The sequence below is a fragment of the Saccharopolyspora tripterygii genome, assembly GCF_054778355.1.
The window spans coordinates 224,485-241,639 of record NZ_BAAGZP010000020.1; the positions used below are offsets into that span (position 1 = coordinate 224,485).

The 17,155-nt window shown below is 69.7% G+C and carries 15 protein-coding genes; 10 read left to right on the forward strand and 5 right to left on the reverse strand.

The features are described from left to right. Positions 1-50 precede the first annotated feature (50 nt). Positions 51-347: a hypothetical protein gene (locus tag ACYVF3_RS16995; protein WP_461155200.1), complete on the reverse strand. Its 297-nt coding sequence runs from the start codon at positions 345-347 to the stop codon at positions 51-53. Positions 348-592: 245 nt separating this feature from the next. Then, positions 593-1,000 (reverse strand): superoxide dismutase, Ni, encoded by a 408-nt coding sequence (gene sodN / locus ACYVF3_RS17000; protein ID WP_132619066.1) that lies wholly within the window; start codon positions 998-1,000, stop codon positions 593-595. 117 nt (positions 1,001-1,117) lie between these two features. Between sodN and ACYVF3_RS17005 the strand changes: the two genes are divergently transcribed. Further along, positions 1,118-1,393, forward strand: coding sequence for a S24 family peptidase (locus tag ACYVF3_RS17005; protein WP_461155354.1), 276 nt, complete (start codon positions 1,118-1,120; stop codon positions 1,391-1,393). A gap of 49 nt (positions 1,394-1,442) precedes the next feature. On the opposite strand, the gene ACYVF3_RS17010 is transcribed toward ACYVF3_RS17005, so the two are convergent. Continuing rightward, complete coding sequence (locus ACYVF3_RS17010) at positions 1,443-2,051, reverse strand: dTDP-4-dehydrorhamnose 3,5-epimerase family protein (protein ID WP_461155201.1); 609 nt, start codon at positions 2,049-2,051, stop codon at positions 1,443-1,445. Between the two features lie 488 nt (positions 2,052-2,539). Between ACYVF3_RS17010 and ACYVF3_RS17015 the strand changes: the two genes are divergently transcribed. Further along, positions 2,540-3,739, forward strand: a complete 1,200-nt coding sequence (locus tag ACYVF3_RS17015) for an NAD(P)-dependent malic enzyme (RefSeq protein WP_461155202.1) — start codon at positions 2,540-2,542, stop codon at positions 3,737-3,739. Positions 3,740-4,098: 359 nt separating this feature from the next. Beyond that, positions 4,099-6,888: a bifunctional diguanylate cyclase/phosphodiesterase gene (locus ACYVF3_RS17020; RefSeq protein WP_461155355.1), complete on the forward strand. Its 2,790-nt coding sequence runs from the start codon at positions 4,099-4,101 to the stop codon at positions 6,886-6,888. A gap of 12 nt (positions 6,889-6,900) precedes the next feature. Here the strand turns inward: ACYVF3_RS17020 and ACYVF3_RS17025 are convergent, their stop codons facing one another. After that, a complete protein-coding gene (locus ACYVF3_RS17025; RefSeq protein WP_461155203.1) occupies positions 6,901-8,433 on the reverse strand; it encodes a bis-aminopropyl spermidine synthase family protein in 1,533 nt (510 codons plus the stop codon). A 189-nt stretch (positions 8,434-8,622) separates the two neighbouring features. Here ACYVF3_RS17025 and ACYVF3_RS17030 point away from each other — a divergent pair, with 189 nt between their 5' ends. From ACYVF3_RS17030 to ACYVF3_RS17045, 4 genes are read left to right on the forward strand one after another with little or no spacing between them, the layout of a single operon-like run. After that, the gene (locus ACYVF3_RS17030) at positions 8,623-9,705 is read left to right on the forward strand and encodes an ABC transporter ATP-binding protein (protein WP_461155204.1); all 1,083 of its coding nucleotides are present in this window, start codon (positions 8,623-8,625) and stop codon (positions 9,703-9,705) included. Then, a complete protein-coding gene (locus ACYVF3_RS17035; protein ID WP_461155205.1) occupies positions 9,702-10,343 on the forward strand; it encodes an ABC transporter permease in 642 nt (213 codons plus the stop codon). The genes ACYVF3_RS17030 and ACYVF3_RS17035 overlap by 4 nt, the downstream gene beginning before the upstream one ends. Beyond that, a complete protein-coding gene (locus ACYVF3_RS17040) occupies positions 10,343-11,026 on the forward strand; it encodes an ABC transporter permease (RefSeq protein WP_461155356.1) in 684 nt (227 codons plus the stop codon). The genes ACYVF3_RS17035 and ACYVF3_RS17040 overlap by 1 nt, the downstream gene beginning before the upstream one ends. After that, positions 11,023-11,898: an ABC transporter substrate-binding protein gene (locus ACYVF3_RS17045; RefSeq protein WP_461155206.1), complete on the forward strand. Its 876-nt coding sequence runs from the start codon at positions 11,023-11,025 to the stop codon at positions 11,896-11,898. The genes ACYVF3_RS17040 and ACYVF3_RS17045 overlap by 4 nt, the downstream gene beginning before the upstream one ends. 33 nt (positions 11,899-11,931) lie before the next feature. On the opposite strand, the gene ACYVF3_RS17050 is transcribed toward ACYVF3_RS17045, so the two are convergent. After that, entirely contained in the window at positions 11,932-12,714 is a 783-nt protein-coding gene (locus ACYVF3_RS17050) for an IclR family transcriptional regulator (RefSeq protein ID WP_461155207.1), read from the reverse strand. A gap of 77 nt (positions 12,715-12,791) precedes the next feature. Here ACYVF3_RS17050 and hutH point away from each other — a divergent pair, with 77 nt between their 5' ends. The 3 genes from hutH to ACYVF3_RS17065 are packed head-to-tail and all read left to right on the forward strand — an operon-like array spanning position 12,792 to position 17,151. Continuing rightward, entirely contained in the window at positions 12,792-14,327 is a 1,536-nt protein-coding gene (gene hutH, locus ACYVF3_RS17055) for a histidine ammonia-lyase (protein WP_461155208.1), read from the forward strand. Then, on the forward strand, positions 14,324-15,970 hold the full coding sequence (gene hutU / locus ACYVF3_RS17060; protein ID WP_461155209.1) for a urocanate hydratase: 1,647 nt from the start codon (positions 14,324-14,326) through the stop codon (positions 15,968-15,970). The genes hutH and hutU overlap by 4 nt, the downstream gene beginning before the upstream one ends. Further along, positions 15,967-17,151 carry an allantoate amidohydrolase gene (locus tag ACYVF3_RS17065; RefSeq protein ID WP_461155210.1) on the forward strand — a complete coding sequence of 395 codons (1,185 nt, stop codon included), beginning with the start codon at positions 15,967-15,969 and terminating at the stop codon, positions 17,149-17,151. Before hutU ends, ACYVF3_RS17065 begins: the two co-directional genes overlap by 4 nt. Positions 17,152-17,155 lie beyond the last annotated feature (4 nt).

Genomic DNA, 17,155 nt, shown 5'->3' on the forward strand with positions numbered 1-17,155 from the left:
CCGCACGACGGCGCCACGCCCGTCGCCTCGCCTACCTCGTCCACATCGCCTCAGTGCTCGTCGTAGTGCTCGCCGTGCGCGGCGTGGCGGTGTCCGTCGTGGACGTAGTCGACGTGATCACCGTGCGGAACCGCGACGTGCCCGCAGCTCTCGCCGTGAACGTGGTCGTGGGACCCGTGCTCCTGGTGCCCGCTCGCCTCGCACTCGTCGTAGTGCCCGCCGTGATCGACGTGCAGGTGCCCGTCGTGGGCGTAGTCGACGTGGTCGCCGTGCGGGACGGCGACGTGCCCGCACCCGGGGCCGTGCTCGTGGTCGTGACCGGTGTGCTCTCGGCATGCGGTGGTCATAGCTCTCCAACTCCCCGCGAGACGTCCGTCGGCGAAATCCAGCCTATGGCCGCCGCGCAGGCCACGCATGATCGTCACCACCGGCCACAAGGGAACCTTCCGCGCGCTGGAGCATGGGAACCTTCCTGTCGCCGAGTCGCTGAGCGGCGCATGGGAACCTTCCTGTCACCGCCGCGGGGCGAGAGCGCAAAAAAGGACGCCGACCGGTGTTGTCACCGATCGGCGTCCTCCAAAGCCCCGGGCGATCAGCCCTTCTTGGTCTCCCAGAAGATCTTGTCGATCTCGGCGATGTAGTCCAGCAGCTCCTGGCCCTTCGCCGGGTCCATCGACCCCTTGGTGCCGGTGGCGCCCGCGGCCTTGGTGGCCTTGTTCACCAGCTCGTGCAGCTGCGGGTACTTCTCGAAGTGCGGGGGCTTGAAGTAGTCGGTCCACAGCACCCACAGGTGGTGCTTGACCAACTCGGAGCGCTGCTCGGCGATCAGGATCGCTCGAGTGCGGAACTCCGGGTCCTCGTTGCCCTGGTACTTCTCCTGGATCGCCTTGACCGACTCGGCCTCGATCCGCGCCTGCGCGGGGTCGTAAACGCCGCACGGCAGATCGCAGTGCGCGGTCGCCTCCAGGCGGGGGCTGAGGATGCGCGACAGGAGTCGCATGATTCCTCCCTGACAGTGAGTGCTCCGACGAGGCCGACCCTACTCTTGAAGATCCTCGTCGTCCTACCGGAGGTGTTGGTGAAATCGCTCGGAAGGTGGCCGTTGCGCAGGTTGAGGGTGCGCGGGCCATCGATGGTTCCCACACTGCGGGACCAGGACGTCGTGGTGTTCCGGACCGGCGATCGGGCCGGACCCGGAGACGTCGTGCTGGTGCGGTGGGAGCAGCGGCCCGACCAGCTCTCGGTCAAGCGCGCCGTGCGTCGCGACGCCGGCGGCTGGCACGTGGAGGGGGACAACGGTTTCGGCTCGACCGACTCCCGAGACCTGGGCCCGGCACAGGTGTTGGGCGTGGTGCGCTGGCGCTTGTGGCCGTCGCCGGGCCGGGTGCGTTGAGCATGGGAACCGCCCTGTCAGTCCGATGGTGACAGGACGGTTCCCATGCTCACTCCGCGCGAAGGGACTCGTAGTGCGCTTGGCAGGCGTTGAAGTCCGGGAGTAGGCCGCGCTCGGCGGCCTCGGCGAGAGTCGGGGCGTCGCGGTCCTTCTCGGACAGGATTCCCGGGCCGGTGAGCTCCTGGTCCCACGGCAGGCCGATTTCCGCGTCGAGCGGGCTGATGCCGTGTTCGCCCGAAGGGTTGTACCCCGTGGAGCAGAGGTAGGTCATCACGGTGTTGTCGGTCAGGGCCAGGAACGCGTGCCCGAGCCCTTCGGCGACGTAGAGGGCGCGGTATTCGGTCGAGTCGAGGCGGACCGCCTCCCACTGCCCGAAGGTGGGAGAACCGACCCGGACGTCGACGATCACGTCCAGCAGCGCGCCCTGCGGGCAGTAGACGTACTTGGCCTGGCCGGGAGGGGTGTCGGCGAAGTGCACGCCGCGGATGACGTTTCGGGCCGAGACGCTGTGGTTGGTCTGGGCCAGGCGCATCGGGTGGCCGGTGGCTTCGGTGAAGGCCTTCTCCTGGAACGGGGCGACGAACAGGCCCCGGTTGTCCGGAAAAGCCGTTGGGGTGAATTCGAACGCCCCGGTGATCTCAAGTCGACGTACCTGCACGAGCGCCGAGCCTAGGAGGCGTGATCGGGGCGGGTCCGGCGGGGCGGTTGGTGAGCGAAAGGTTCCCATGCTCGCTCGCATCGCGGAAAAGCTGAGGTCGGCACTCGGCTTTTCCAAACAGTTTCGATTCAGATCGGAATACCGGACACTCGTACCGCATAACCGTGAAATGCGAACCGGACGCTCGTACTGCATCTCGTTCTCGGAAAATGTGACGCGCGTACTGTGCTAATTCGTAAACTTCTTAACTTTTTGCTGGCAAGAGGTGTGATCCCTGTCGCTGACATAGGTTCAAGGGGCTGGCACACTTATCGCACCGCAGCGTCCACCGGCGCCGCTATCCCGAACAGGGTTGCCGGCATCGGTATTTCGGTAGACGCCTTCATTTCCGGTACGCCCGGGGAGTCGGCGTCGAAGGTGACCGCAAGAGGTCGCATCCGCCCGGCTCGTCGCGTTCGGGCCGCAGGCATGGCAACAGGAGGGACGCCGTGACCACGATGAACGAGAGCACCGCCAATGGAATCGGTGCTGATCTGACCCACGAAGAGATCTTCGCTGCGCACGAGGGGGGCAAGCTCACCGCTTCGGTGAGCGCTCCGCTGGACAGTGCGCGCGACCTGTCGATCGCGTACACGCCTGGGGTGGCGCAGGTCAGCAGGGCGATCGCGAGCGATCCGACCTTGGCCGACCGCTACACCTGGACTCAGCGCCTAGTGGCCGTGGTCAGCGACGGATCGGCGGTTCTCGGCCTGGGCGACATCGGGCCGAAGGCTTCGCTGCCGGTCATGGAAGGCAAGTCCGCGCTGTTCAAGACCTTCGCCGGGCTCGACTCGATTCCGCTGGTCCTGGACACCAACGACGTCGACGAGATCGTGGAAACCCTGGTCCGGCTGCGTCCGTCCTTCGGCGCCGTCAACCTCGAGGACATCTCCGCTCCGCGCTGCTTCGAGCTCGAGCGCCGGGTCACCGAGGCCCTGGACTGCCCGGTCATGCACGACGACCAGCACGGCACCGCCGTCGTGGCGCTGGCCGCGCTGCGCAACGCCGCCCGGGTTGCCGGTCGTGAGCTGGGCTCGCTGCGAGTGGTCATCTCCGGTGCCGGTGCGGCCGGTGTCGCCTGCGCGAAGATCCTGCACACCGCGGGCGTCGGCGAGATCATCGTGCTCGACTCGCGCGGCGTCATCAGCGCCGGCCGCGAGGGGCTCACCCCGATCAAGGAAGAGCTCGCCGAGTTCACCAACCCCCGGGGCATCACCGGTGGCCCGGCCGAGGCGATGAGCGGTGCGGACGTGTTCATCGGCGTCTCGGTCGGCCAGGTCCCCGAGGAGCACGTGGCCGCGATGGCCGACAAGCCCATCGTGTTCGCGCTGTCGAACCCGGACCCGGAGATCCACCCGGAGATCGCGGGCAAGTACGCGTCGGTCGTCGCGACCGGGCGCAGCGACTTCCCGAACCAGATCAACAACGTCCTGGCGTTCCCGGGCATCTTCAAGGGCGCGCTGGACGTGGGCGCCCGCCGCATCACCGACGGCATGAAGGTCGCCGCGGCCGAGGCCATCGCGGCCGTGGCCGCCGACGACCTCAGCGCGGACTACATCGTCCCGTCGCCGCTGGACCCGCGGGTCGCTCCTGAGGTCAGCGCGGCGGTGTCGAAGGCCGCCCGTGCTGAAGGTGTGGCCACTGCGTGATCAACAAACCCTGTCGCCGGCCGGTAGGTCGGCGGTAGTTTCTAGACCGGCATCGAGTGAGGCCGGGAGGGTCCTCCAGGACCCTCCCGGCCTCACTCGTAGGTGGTGTCGGGGGATCGACTTCACAAAGATTTCGGTAGTCGGCGTCATCATGCCGGGCGAAGGCTGTCACCTCTTCAGGGAACCGGCCTCAGGGCCCGGCACCATGGCAGTACGGCTGTGCGCGGACAGGTAAGGTCTGCGATACGACTCGCTGTGGCGCGCGTCACTAACGGTGCGCCATCGGGGCCGTCATCAGCGGCCGTTGCGGCTGCAACGCAGGAGGGGTGCAGTTGACCGAGCGGAGCGAGCGGACCCGGATGCCTTCGGCAGCCGGGAGCTTCGGGCTGGCCGGACCCCCCGCGCGCGTGCAGGTCCCGAAAGTGGCACTTCCGGACGCACCTGCGTTTTTGAGCAGGGAAGACGGCCTGGTGATCGCTGCGACCCAGCAGGCCGCCACCTTGGCCGGGCACGGCGAGCCCGGCGACCTCATCGGCGGCAAGCTCGTCGACCTCATCGACCGCGACGGCCGCGACACCTGGCTGATCGGACCCACCCGACGCGTGCCGGTACGCCTGCAGAGCTGGCCTCACCCGGACGACCCGACGCTCCGAGTCACCCTGCTGGTGGATGTCGCCGACCTCGCCGCGGAGAAACCGGGCGCCTCCGACGGGCCGCGCGACTCCGAGGAGCGCTACTGGCTCATCGACGCCCAGCGCCTCGCCAAGGTCGCCAGTTGGGTCTTCTACCCCGACACCGGTGCCATCTACCGCAGCCCGCTGCTGGCGGACTTCCTGGGCGCGGGCGGAGCCGACCACGCCGACGACGCCACGGCGATGATCTCCACCACCCACCCCGACGACCGCGAACGAGCCGCGCAGTTCTACGCCGACGTGCTCACCGCGGCCGAGGGGCAGCTCTTCGAAACCGAGCTGCGCAACCTCCACGGCACCCGCGTCTTCCTGTGCACCGGCAGCGCCGAGTACGACGGAGCCGGGCAGATCGTGCGCGTGCAGGGCACGGTGCAGGACGTCACCGAGCACCGCGCGCTCGAACGCCAGCTGCGCGACGAGCGGCGGCGGTTGCAGGACGCCCAGCGCATCGCCCGGCTCGGCACCTGGGAAGTCGATCCGCGCACCAACGTCATGCGGCTGTCGAGCATGCTCTACGAGATCCTCGGCCAGCCCGTCACCACCACCGGCACCTTCGACCGGTACCTCGACCACGTCCACCCGGACGACCGCAGGTGGGTTCGCCAGGCGTGGCGGCCGCTGATCGAACGCGGCATGCCAGTCGAGATCGAACACCGCTACCTGCGCAACGGCGAGAACGTCCGCATATTGCGGATCCACGGCACCAAGATCATCGATGCGGACGGCAGGGACCTCTTCGTCGGCACCGTCCAGGACGTCACCGAGCAGCGCGCCGTGGTCACCCGGATGGAGCGCTCCAGCCAGCGCTTCTCCGACCTGGTCAACATCACCCCGGTCGGGATCGGGCTGTTCGACCGCTCCGAGCGCATCGTCAACGCCAACGAAGCCCTCTGCGAGCTGCTCGGATACCGCCTCGACCAGATGCGCGGGCTGAGCATCCGCGACATCACCCACCCCGAGGAAGCCGACCCGAGCCTGCCCGCGCCCGACGAACCCTCCGGCATCCGCCGCCGCGCTCCGCAGCGCGTCATGGTGCGCTCCGACGGCGAACCCGTCTACTGCGAGCTGCACACCTCCACGTCCGTACAGGACGACGGCACCGAGTTCTGGCTGGTGGTGTTCCAGGACATCACCGAGCGCCGCCGAGCCGCCGAAGCGCTGCGCTACCAGGCCAACCACGACGACCTGACCGGCCTGCCCAACCGCACCGCCGTCAAGGAACTGCTCGGGAGGCTGCTGGGCAGGGCCGACTCACCCGGCATCGCGGTGCTGTTCTGCGACATCGACAACTTCAAGCGGGTCAACGACTCGCTCGGGCACGACGCAGGCGACGAACTCCTCGTCGCCCTGGCGCGGCGCCTGGAAGGCGGTCTCCCGGAGGCGTGCACGGCGGCACGACTGTCCGGCGACGAATTCGTCATCATCTGCTCCGACGTCGACGCCAGCGGCGGGGTCGACCAGCTCGCGACCCGCGTGTCCGCGCTGCTGCGCACCGCGGTGCCCGTGCACGGCCAGTTGGTCCGTGTGTCCTCGTCGATCGGCGCGGCCGTGCCCAACGGATCCGGCGCCGGCGGTGAAGACCTCCTGCGCTTCGCCGACGCGGCCATGTTCGAGGCGAAACGACGCGGCACCGGCAAGGTCTCGCTGGCCAGCCCGGCGCTCATGGCCGCCGCCGACCGCCAGCTGCACCTCGAAGGTCAGCTCCGCGAAGCCCTGAGCAACGACGGCCTCGCCCTGCACTACCAGCCCGTCGTCGACGCCGAGGGCACCGTCGTCAGCGCCGAGGCGCTGATCCGCTGGCCCCATCCGGAGCGCGGCATGCTGTCGCCCGACGCGTTCCTGCCGGTCGCCGAACAAGGGGACCTCCTGCGCGAACTCGACCGCTGGGTCCTGCGCACCGCGCTGCGGGAAGCCTCGACGTGGCCGACCCGCAACGGGCGCGCCGTCAGCATCGCGGTGAACCTGGCGGGACTCGTGCCCGGCGGACACGACTTCGTCGACTCCGTGGCCGACATCGTCGCGGACACCGGGATCTCCTGGGACCGGGTGATCCTCGAACTGGTCGAGACCTCGCTGGTCGACCTGCCCTCGCGCACCCGCCACGAGATGGGCGAGCTCGTCTCCAGGGGCGTGCGGTTCGCCGTCGACGACTTCGGCACCGGCTACTCGTCGCTGGCCCGGCTCAAGGACCTCCCAGCGCAGATCATCAAGGTCGACCGGCGATTCGTCGCCGGGGTCGGCGGTGACGCCTCCGACTTCGCGGTGGCGCGCGCCGTCGTCGACATGGCCTACGCGATGGACCGGCAGTGCGTCGCCGAAGGCGTCGAGGACGCCACCCAGTTCCGGCTGCTCCGGGGCGTCGGCGTCGAGGCCTACCAGGGGTGGCTGTTCTCCGGCGCGGTTCCCGCCGCGAAGTTCCGCGAGATGCTCGCCGACGGCCCCCTCACGACCCCGTAGCCGCCGGCGCGATCACCGGAATGCCCGCAGCACCTCGGCGATCCGGTGCCGGGGGAGATCGATCAGCCGCAGCTCCAGGTCCTCCGGGCGCGGCGCGAGTGCGGCGACCTTCTCCCGCGCTTGGCGCTTGGTGAGGTCCCCGCCGGTGGAGATGAGGGCCTCCCGCCAGATGTTGCCGAGCTTGCCGTGGGCGCGCTGCAGCAGGAAGTCCTCCGCCGACCCGGTCTCCGCTCGCTCGGCGACGACCACCGCGTGCTTGCCGTCCGGGGTGCTGCGGTGCAGCTTCACCCGGTACTTGGCCGCCACGAGATCGCGCAGCTCCGACTGGGCCCGCTCACTGGTGATGTCGGGGTGGTTGTTGGACAGCACGAAGGCCACCTTCTGCGCGCCGCACGCCAGCAGCATCCGCAGCAGCCACGGCCCCGGATCCGCGCGCAGGTCGAACGCCACCGGGCCGCCCTCGCGCACCGGACGAGCCCAACCTGCGCGGCGCAGCTCGGTCACCGGGGCCCCGAGCCGTTCGGCGGCGGCCTGCGGCAAGGCCTCCGCCGTGTCACCGGAAGCCTCCACCGACTGCGGGCCGTGGGTGTAGATCGCCTGGTCCTGGCGCAGCGCCAGCTTGCGGGTCTGCGCAGTCGGCTGGCACACGTACAGATCGCTGGCGCTGCCGATGGCCTGCGCGCCGTAGTAGCGGTGGAACTTCGGGAGGATCGCCTCGAACGCGAATCCCAGCCGCACCAGCTCCTGCTGGACCTTCAAGCCGAGCGCGGGGGTGAGCGCGCTGTAGCCGTAGGCCAGCACCATCCGGCTGTTGTCCGGTGCCAGGCATTCGGCGGCGCGCGCGGCGAACAGCCCGATTCCCTCCGGGGTGTAGGGCGGATCCGTGAACACGGCGTCCGCCCAGCCCTCCAACGTCGGGGGCACGCCGAAGCGCAGGTCGGCGTGGTTGAGGCCGATGGTGAACCCGTTCCTGGCGGCGACCGCGTCGATGTGCTGGAGGATGCGCTCGTCCAGGTCCACGACGCGCACCTCGGCCGACGGCGCCACCAGCGACAGCGCCAACGACGTCAGGTCGTGATCGCCCAGGCACAGGATCCTCCGGCCATCGAGGTCGAAGTTGTCGCGCAACCACAGCGCACGGCGCAGCGCGGTTTCCGGCGTGGCCGTGACGTGGTCCAACGCCGATCGCGGGCGGGGACCGGCCTCGACGAAACCGCGCATCGCCTCCAGCGCCACCGCGTCGAGCCCGGCCTCGACGTCCGGCGCCGGCACCGCGTCGAGGGAGAACTCCTGGCGGTAGCGCGCGAGGAAGGAGTCCTTGATGCGGTGAATACCTGTCTGCTCGTCGAGGTCGTCACCTGCTGCGGCGAGCACGCGCTCGACGGTCCGGCGCGGCACACCGGTGCGCCGGATCAGCTCGTCCAGCGACCGCGGGCCCGAGATGAGCTCGGCCAGCACGCGGCGCACGTCGTGGCCGAGAAGTCCGTGCTCGGCGTGGAGAGATCGGACGGCTTCGATCGGAGTGGGTGGCTGGGCGTTGTCCATGGGACTGCAAAGCCTAATCGGTGCGCTGGAACCCCGACGCACACGTGCGACCTACCGCGGACGGTTCAACGCGCTGCGATTTCTCGCATCATGGGAGCAGATCACGCATCGATCTCAGTGGATCGCGGGAGAAGGACCCTCCGACTATGGTCGGCCGGGTTTGGGGGACCAGCGCGAGAGGGGGCTCGCTTGATCGAGTTCCAGTCCGTCCGAAAGCAGTACCCGAACGGCACCGTTGCCGTCGAGGAACTCAGCCTGTCCGTCGAGACGGGAACCATCACCGTCCTGGTGGGACCTTCGGGCTGCGGGAAGACCACCTTGATGCGGATGGTCAACCGCATGATCGACCCGTCATCGGGCACCGTCTCCGTCGACGGCACCGACGTGCGCGACCGCGACCCCGCTCAGCTGCGCCGCGGCATCGGCTACGTCATCCAGCAGGCAGGTCTGTTCCCGCACCGGACCGTGCTCGACAACATCGCGACCGTCCCGATGCTGGCCGGTGAAACCCGCCGTGCTGCTCGGGAACGCGCGGGCGAGCTCCTGGACCTGGTGGGGCTCCCCGCCGACCTCGGTGCGCGGTACCCGGCGCAGCTGTCCGGTGGACAGCAACAACGCGTCGGCGTGGCGCGGGCGCTGGCCGCCGACCCGCCGGTGCTGCTGATGGACGAACCGTTCAGCGCCGTCGACCCGGTCGTGCGTGAGGGGCTGCAGGAGGAACTGCTGCGGCTGCAGGACGAGCTGGACAAGACCGTCCTGTTCGTCACCCACGACATCGACGAGGCCATCAAGCTCGGCGAGAAGGTCGCCGTGCTGCGCCAAGGCGGCCACCTCGCCCAGTACGCGCGGCCCGACGACCTGCTGGCCTCACCCGCCGACGACTTCGTGACGTCCTTCGTCGGCCGCGACCGCGGCTACCGCAGGCTGTCCTTCGTGGACTCCGCGCAGCTGCGCCCGAGCCCGGTGCCGACCGTCCGACTGGGAGAGAAGATCCCATCCGACGACCGTTGGCGGCTCGCGGTGGATGAAGGTGACCATCCGCGCGGCTGGCTGGCCCCGGGAGTCGACTCCGACGGCCAGCTCGTGGAGCGCACTCTCGTGGCCGGCGGTTCGCTGCACGTCGAGCATGGGAACCTTCGTGGCGCTCTGGACGCGGCGCTGTCCGCACCGTCGGGGCTCGGCGTCGTCGTCGACTCCGGTGGCCGTGCGGTCGGAGTCGTCACGGCCGACGAGGTGCTGTCGCTGCTGGACGACCACCGGGCGGCGACGTGATCGACTTCTTCGACTCCCCGAGCAACCGCGAACTGGTGCTCACCCAGCTCGTCGAACACCTCTACCTGTCGCTGCTCCCACTGCTGCTGGGCGTGCTGCTCGCGCTCCCGCTGGGGCGCCTGGCGCAACGGGTCGGCTGGTTGCGCGGAGCTCTGCAGAACACCGCGAACGCCTTCTACACCATTCCTTCCCTGGCGCTGTTCGTGATCCTGCCCGGAATCATGGGAACCCCGCTGCTGTCGCCGCTCAACGTCATCATCGCGCTGACCCTCTACACCGCGGCGCTGCTGGTGCGGCCGGTCCGCGACGCCCTCGACTCGGTGCCCGGACACATCGTCGCCGCCGCCACGGCCATCGGGTACCGGCCGGGACGAAGGCTGTTCGCGGTGGAACTGCCCTTGGCGGTACCGGTGCTGGCCGCGGCCGTGCGCGTGGCCTCGGTGAGCAACATCAGCCTGGTCAGCGTCGGAGCGCTGGTCGGAATCGGCGGGCTGGGGCGCTTGTTCACCGACGGCTTCCAGCGCGACTACCCCCAGCAGATCGTCATCGGCATCGTGCTGACCCTGCTGCTAGCCCTGGTGGTGGACCTGTTGCTCGTACTGCTCTGGCGCCTCGCGACCCCGTGGGCGCGGCGATGATCTTCAGCGAACTGATCGCGTGGCTCGGCGACCCCGCCCACTGGAGCGGACCCGAAGGAATCCCCGCGCAAACGCTGCTGCACCTCTACTACTGCGTGCTGTCGGTCCTGGTCGCCGCGCTCGTCGCGATCCCGCTCGGCGTCTACATCGGACACACCGGGCGAGGGTCGGTCCTGGTGGTGGGATTCAGCAACGCGATGCGCGCGCTGCCCACCCTCGGCGTCGTCACCCTCCTGGTGCTGGGCTTCGGCCTGGGCGTCGCACCCGCCCTCGCCGGACTGGTCATCCTCGCGATCCCGGCGATCCTCTCCGGCGCCTACGCGGGCGTGCGCAACGCCCCCGCCGACGCCGTCGACGCGGCCAGGGGAATGGGCATGCGACCGATCCAAGTGCTCTGGCAAGTGGAGCTGCCGACCGCGCTCCCCCTGGTGCTCGGCGGCATTCGCAGCGCGATGCTGCAGGTCGTGGCCACCGCCGCGGTCGCGGCCTACGTCGGCCTGGGCGGTCTCGGGCGGATCCTGCTCGACGGGCTGAAGGTCAGCGACTACGCGCAGATGGCTTCGGCAGCGGTCATCATCGCGGTGCTCGCGGTGGTGCTCGACTTGGCTTTGGCCGGGCTGACCCGGCTGGTGGTGCCGCGCGGTCTGGTCATGGCCGCCCGACGAGGAGGTAGTGATCGATGAGACGACTGCTGGCATTGGCCGCCGCAGCGCTGGTGCTGACCGGCTGCGGTGCGCAGGACCCGCTGGAGGCCAACAAGGCCGAGGGCGGCCAGGTGGTGATCGGTTCGGCGGACTTCGCCGAGAGCGAGCTGCTGATGCACATCTACGCCGAAGCGCTCAAGACCACCGGCGCCGACGTCCAGACCAGGCCGCGCATCGGTGCCCGCGAGTTCTACGTCAACGCCGTCCGCAACGGTGAGCTGACCCTGGTCCCCGAATACACCGGCAATCTGCTGGAATTCCTCGACCCGGCCTCCAACGCCACCGAATCCCAGCAGGTCTACGACCAGTTGCGCACCAAGGTCGGCCCCGACATGGAACTCCTCGGCCAGTCCCCGGCCGAGGACTCCGACGTCCTCACCGTCACCAAGGCCACCGCCGACACCGGCCTGCGCTCGATGGTCGACCTCGGACCGCGCTGCGGCGAGATCGTCCTCGGCGCCCCCGCCGAGTGGAAGACGCGGTGGGAGGCCAAGATCGCCCAGGACTACGGCTGCACCTTCAAGGAGATCCGCAGCGTCGAAGCGGGCACGATCACCGTCGACGCCCTGACCTCCGGCGAGATCCAGGCCGCGAACCTGTTCACCACGTCCTCGCAGATCACCACCAACGACCTGGTGAAGCTGGACGACCCGAAGAACATGTTCCCGGCGCAGAACGTCGTCCCGCTCGCCGGCAAGGGCAAGCTCACCCCGCCCCAGGCCGAAGCGGTCGAGAAGGTATCCCAGGCCCTGACCACCGAGAAGCTCACCGAGCTCAACAAGCGCCTCGAGGTCGACAAGGCGAACCCCGCCGACGTCGCCAAGGAATTCATCGCCACCGCAGGTCTCTGACCGTCCTGACCGGCCGCCTCCCGAGGCGGCCGGTCAGGCGCTGCGACCGCTGATGCGGGACGTCAGCTCGGCAGCCGAGTGCGCGACCTCGTCGGCCAGATCCACCCACGTCTCACGGCACCCGGACCCCTCGCACGCGTGGCGGAAAGTCACCCCGATGGCAGCGATGGGCCGCGCCGAGTGGTCGAAGACCGGACACGCGACCGACGCGAACCCCGGGGTGACGAGACCGTCCTCCACCGCCCAACCCCGGCGGCGCTCCTCCGCCAGCAACCGCCGCAAAGCAGGCAGGTTGCGCGGGCCCCGATCCGTGCGCAGCACGAAGCTGTCGGTGGAAGGGAACATCGCACGCACCTGGGCCGCGGGGAGATGCGCCAGCATCGCGCGCCCCGAAGCCGGCAGCTGAGCCGGCAACCTGACACCCACATCGGTCACCAACGTCTGCGGCTGCGAAGGACGCTCCTTGAGCAAGTAGAGGAGCTCACCGCCGTGCAACACCCCCAGCTGCGCGGTCCGCCCCACCCGGTCCACCAGGCGCCGCAGGACAGGACCCGCCAAGCGCTCCAGCGGATCGTGCCGCAGATAGGCAGACCCCAGCTCGAACGCCGCCACCCCCAGCCCGTAGCGGCGCTCCTCCGGCAGGTGCACCACGAAACCGCCCGCCACCAGCTCCGCCAGCAGGTGATACGTCGTCGACCTCGGCAAGCCCAGCTCGCGCGCCAGCACCCCCGCAGAGACCGGCCCCGCACGACCGGCCAACGCCCGCAGGATCGCCAGCCCGCGCCGCAACGCGGGCACATCACTGCTGTCACCCACGCCTGAAGTCTGGCATCCCAGACGAAGTCCCTCCATCAGGGCTTCTGCCAGGAGCTTCCACGAGCTGGGATGGAGACATGCACAACGAGGTGTTCATCGATCCGCGACCGCTCTCGCGCGCACAAGTCGTCTCCGTCGCGCGCGGCGGAAGCGCTGTGCGGCTCAGCGAGGTCGCCGAACAAGGCATCGTCACCACCCGCAAGCACATCGAAGCCCTGGCAGCCGAAGAACGACCCGTCTACGGGGTCTCCACCGGATTCGGCGCCCTCGCCGTGCGCCACATCCCCAGTGAGCGAAGGGCGGCCTTGCAGCAGTCCTTCGTCCGCTCCCACGCCGCAGGCGCCGGCGATCCCGTGGAACCCGAAGTGGTGCGCGCGCAGATGCTGCTGCGCCTGCACACCGTCGCCACCGGTCACACAGGAGTCCGACCCGAAACCGCCCAGGCCCTGGCCGCGATGCTCAACGCCGGAATCGTTCCCGTCGTGCACGAGCACGGTTCGCTCGGCTGCTCCGGCGACCTCGCCCCCCTCGCCGCCGTCGCCCTCGCGCTCACCGGTGAAGGCGAGGTCCTCGACGCCTCCGGCCGCCGCGCACCCGCAGCCGACGCGCTCGCAGACGCCGGGATCGAACCGGTCGTCCTGGCCGAGAAGGAGGGCCTCGCGCTCACCAACGGCACCGACGGCATGCTCGGCATGCTCGTGCTGGCCCTGCGCGACATCAACGCCCTCATCGACGTCGCCGACCTCACCGCCGCGATGAGCGTCGAAGCCCTGCTCGGCACCGATCGTCCCTTCGCCGCAGACCTGCAAGCCCTCCGCCCCCACCCCGGGCAGGGGGTGTCGGCTGCGAGGATGGCCTCCTTCCTCTCAGATTCACCGATCGTGGCCAGCCACCGGGGCCCGGGCTGCCCACGGGTCCAGGACGCCTACTCGCTGCGCTGCTCCCCGCAGGTCCACGGAGCCGCGCGGGACACCGTCGGCCACGCCGAAACCGTCGCCGACCGCGAGCTCGCCGCAGCCATCGACAACCCCGTCGTGCTGCCGGACGGCCGGATCGAATCCAACGGGAACTTCCACGGCGCCCCGCTCGGATACGTGCTGGACTTCCTGGCCATCGCGCTGGCCGACGTGGCCAGCATCTGCGACCGGCGAACCGACCGGATGCTCGACGTCGCCCGCTCGCACGGGCTCCCGGCTTTCCTCGCCGACGATCCCGGCGTCGACTCCGGGCACATGATCGCCCACTACACGCAGGCCGGAATCGTCTCCGAACTCAAACGCCTCGCGGTGCCGGCCTCCGTGGACTCCATCCCGACCAGCGCGATGCAGGAAGACCACGTGTCGATGGGCTGGGCGGCGGCCCGCAAGCTCCGGCGGGCCGTGAACGGCCTGACCACGGTGCTGGCGGTCGAACTGCTCACCGCAGCTCGAGCTCTCGACCTGCGCGCCCCGCTGGAGCCCGCACCCGCCACCGGCGCGGTCCGCGACCTGCTGCGCCGTGACGTGGCAGGCCCCGGCCCCGACCGGCACATCGCCCCCGAGATCGCCGCCGCCGAGCAGCTCATCCGCAGCGGTGACGTCCTCGCCGCCGCCGCATCAGGGAGGAACCGATGACCGACGTGCGCGCCCCACGCGGCACGAAGCTGACCGCGCGCAGCTGGAGCACCGAGGCACCGCTGCGGATGCTGCAGAACAACCTCGACCCCGACGTCGCCGAACGGCCCCAAGACCTCGTCGTCTACGGCGGAACGGGCAAAGCCGCCCGCAACTGGGCCTGCTACCAGGCGATCGTGCGGGAACTGACCACCCTTGGCGAGGACGAGACGCTGCTCGTGCAGTCCGGAAAGCCCGTGGGAGTGCTCCGAACTCACGAGTGGGCCCCACGGGTGCTCATCGCCAACTCCAACCTCGTCGGGGACTGGGCGAACTGGCCGGAGTTCCGCCGCCTCGACGACCTCGGCTTGATGATGTACGGCCAGATGACCGCCGGATCCTGGATCTACATCGGCACACAAGGGATCCTCCAAGGCACCTACGAGACTTTCGGCGCCATCGCCACCAAGCGCTTCGGCGGAACCCTCGCCGGAACCCTGACCGTCACCGCAGGACTCGGCGGCATGGGCGGCGCGCAGCCGTTGGCGATCACCATGAACGACGGTGCCGCGCTGGTCGTGGAATGCGACCCGGAACGCGCCCACCGCCGCGCCCAGCAGGGCTACCTCGACGAGGTCGCCGACTCCCTCGACGAAGCCATCGACAAGGCCGTCGCCGCCAAGAGGGAGCGCCGCGCCTACTCGGTCGCCGTCATCGGCAACGCCGCGCGACTGCTTCCCGAACTGCTGCGCCGCGGCGTGCCTGCCGACATCGTCACCGACCAGACCTCGGCCCACGACCCGCTGTCGTACCTCCCGCCGGACGTCGAACTTTCCGACTGGGCCGACTACGCCGCCCGCAAACCCGACGAGTTCACCACCCGCGCACGCGACGCGATCGCCCAGCACGTCGAAGCGATGGTCGGGTTCCTCGACGCAGGCGCCGAGGTCTTCGACTACGGCAACTCGCTGCGCAGCGAGGCCCAACTCGGCGGCTACGAACGCGCTTTCGCCTACCCGGGGTTCGTCCCCGCCTACATCCGTCCCTTGTTCTGCGAGGGGAAGGGACCCTTCCGCTGGGCCGCGCTGTCCGGTGACCCCGCCGACATCGCCAAGACCGACGCGGCCGTGCTGGAGCTCTTCGGCGAGGACGAACACCTGGCCCGCTGGCTGCGGCTCGCTGACAGGAAGGTTCCCTTCCACGGACTACCGGCCAGGATCTGCTGGCTCGGCTACGGCGAACGCGCCCAGGCCGGACTGCGGTTCAACGAGATGGTCGCCTCCGGAGAGCTGGCCGCCCCCGTCGTCCTGGGACGCGACCACCTCGACTGCGGATCGGTCGCCTCCCCCTACCGCGAGACCGAGGCGATGGCGGACTCCTCCGACGCGGTAGCCGACTGGCCGCTGCTCAACGCCCTGGTCAACACGGCATCGGGGGCGACCTGGGTGTCGCTGCACCACGGCGGAGGTGTCGGCATGGGTCGTTCTTTGCACGCGGGTCAGGTGACGGTCGCCGACGGCACGGAGCTCGCCGCGCGCAAGCTCGAGCGGGTGCTCACCAACGACCCCGGCATGGGCGTGATCCGGCACGTCGACGCCGGTTACGAACAAGCCGACGAGGTCGCTGCGGAACGCGGCGTGCGGACCCCGCTGGTGGGTCGATGAGCGGGCTGGACGCCATCGCCGGGATCGGCGCGGATCCACGCCGCGGCGGGTACTCGCGGCACGTCTTCGACGACGCCGAGCGACACCTGCGCGAATGGTTCGTCGAGCAGGCGGAAAGCCGCGGTCTCGGAGTGGAAACCGACGCCAACACCAACCTCTGGGCCTGGTGGGGAGAACCCGGTGACGACGCGGTCGTCACCGGAAGCCACCTCGACTCGGTGCCCGGTGGCGGTGCCTTCGACGGGCCGCTCGGTGTGGTCTGCGCCCTGGAGGCCGTGGACCTGCTGCGCGAACGCGGTTTCCAGCCGACCCGGCCGCTGGCCGTGGTGGTGTTCGCGGAGGAAGAAGGAGGCAGGTTCGGCGTCCCGTGCCTGGGCTCGCGGCTGATGACGGGAACCATCGACGCAGACCGCGCGCGCGACCTGCGCGACACCACCGGGATCTCGCTCGCCGAGGCGGTGGGCTCCTTCGGCTCGGACCCGGAGCGCATCGGGAGGGATGAAGGAGCCCTTCGACGCATCGGGCACTTCGTCGAACTGCACGTGGAGCAGGGAAAGGGCTTGGTCGACCTGAATCGACCGGTCGCGGTTGCCGATTCGATCCTCGGCCACGGCAGGTGGCGATTCAGGTTCCGAGGTCAGGGCAACCACGCGGGTGCCACGCTCATCGATGACCGAAACGATCCCATGCTGCCGGCCGCCCAACTCGTCGTCGCCGCGCGCCGGACAGCGGCCGCGACGGCGGACGGGCGTGCCACCGTGGGCAGGTTGGTGCCCAACCCGGGCGGAACCAACGTCATCGCCTCCACGGTGGACCTCTACCTGGACGCCCGTGCGCCACGCGGCGCACGGGCGATGGTGGAGGACCTGACCGGGCAGGCGGTGGACCTGGCTTCGCAGGAGGGGTGCTCGGTGGAAGTCACTGAAGAATCCTTCGGCGACACCGTCCACTTCGACGCCGCTCTCCGGGACCGGTTGCGGGGAGTCCTCGACGGCGTTCCCGTCCTACCCACCGGTGCGGGTCACGACGCGGGAGTGCTGGCCGGGGAGAAGCCGACGGCCATGCTGTTCGTGCGCAACCCGACGGGCATCAGCCATGCCCCGGAAGAACACGCAACCGCTGAGGACTGCGAGGAAGGTTCCCATGCCCTGGCCCGCGTCCTGACCGATTTGGCGGGGTGAGCGG

What these genes read in the sequence shown, in the direction of transcription:
- ACYVF3_RS16995 (WP_461155200.1), bottom strand. Translation starts at nt 347, where the DNA reads ATGACCACCGCATGCCGAGAGCACACCGGTCACGACCACGAGCACGGC.
- sodN (WP_132619066.1), bottom strand. Translation starts at nt 1,000, where the DNA reads ATGCGACTCCTGTCGCGCATCCTCAGCCCCCGCCTGGAGGCGACCGCG.
- ACYVF3_RS17020 (WP_461155355.1), top strand. Translation starts at nt 4,099, where the DNA reads ATGCCTTCGGCAGCCGGGAGCTTCGGGCTGGCCGGACCCCCCGCGCGC.
- ACYVF3_RS17025 (WP_461155203.1), bottom strand. Translation starts at nt 8,433, where the DNA reads ATGGACAACGCCCAGCCACCCACTCCGATCGAAGCCGTCCGATCTCTC.
- ACYVF3_RS17045 (WP_461155206.1), top strand. Translation starts at nt 11,023, where the DNA reads ATGAGACGACTGCTGGCATTGGCCGCCGCAGCGCTGGTGCTGACCGGC.
- hutH (WP_461155208.1), top strand. Translation starts at nt 12,792, where the DNA reads ATGCACAACGAGGTGTTCATCGATCCGCGACCGCTCTCGCGCGCACAA.
- hutU (WP_461155209.1), top strand. Translation starts at nt 14,324, where the DNA reads ATGACCGACGTGCGCGCCCCACGCGGCACGAAGCTGACCGCGCGCAGC.
- ACYVF3_RS17065 (WP_461155210.1), top strand. Translation starts at nt 15,967, where the DNA reads ATGAGCGGGCTGGACGCCATCGCCGGGATCGGCGCGGATCCACGCCGC.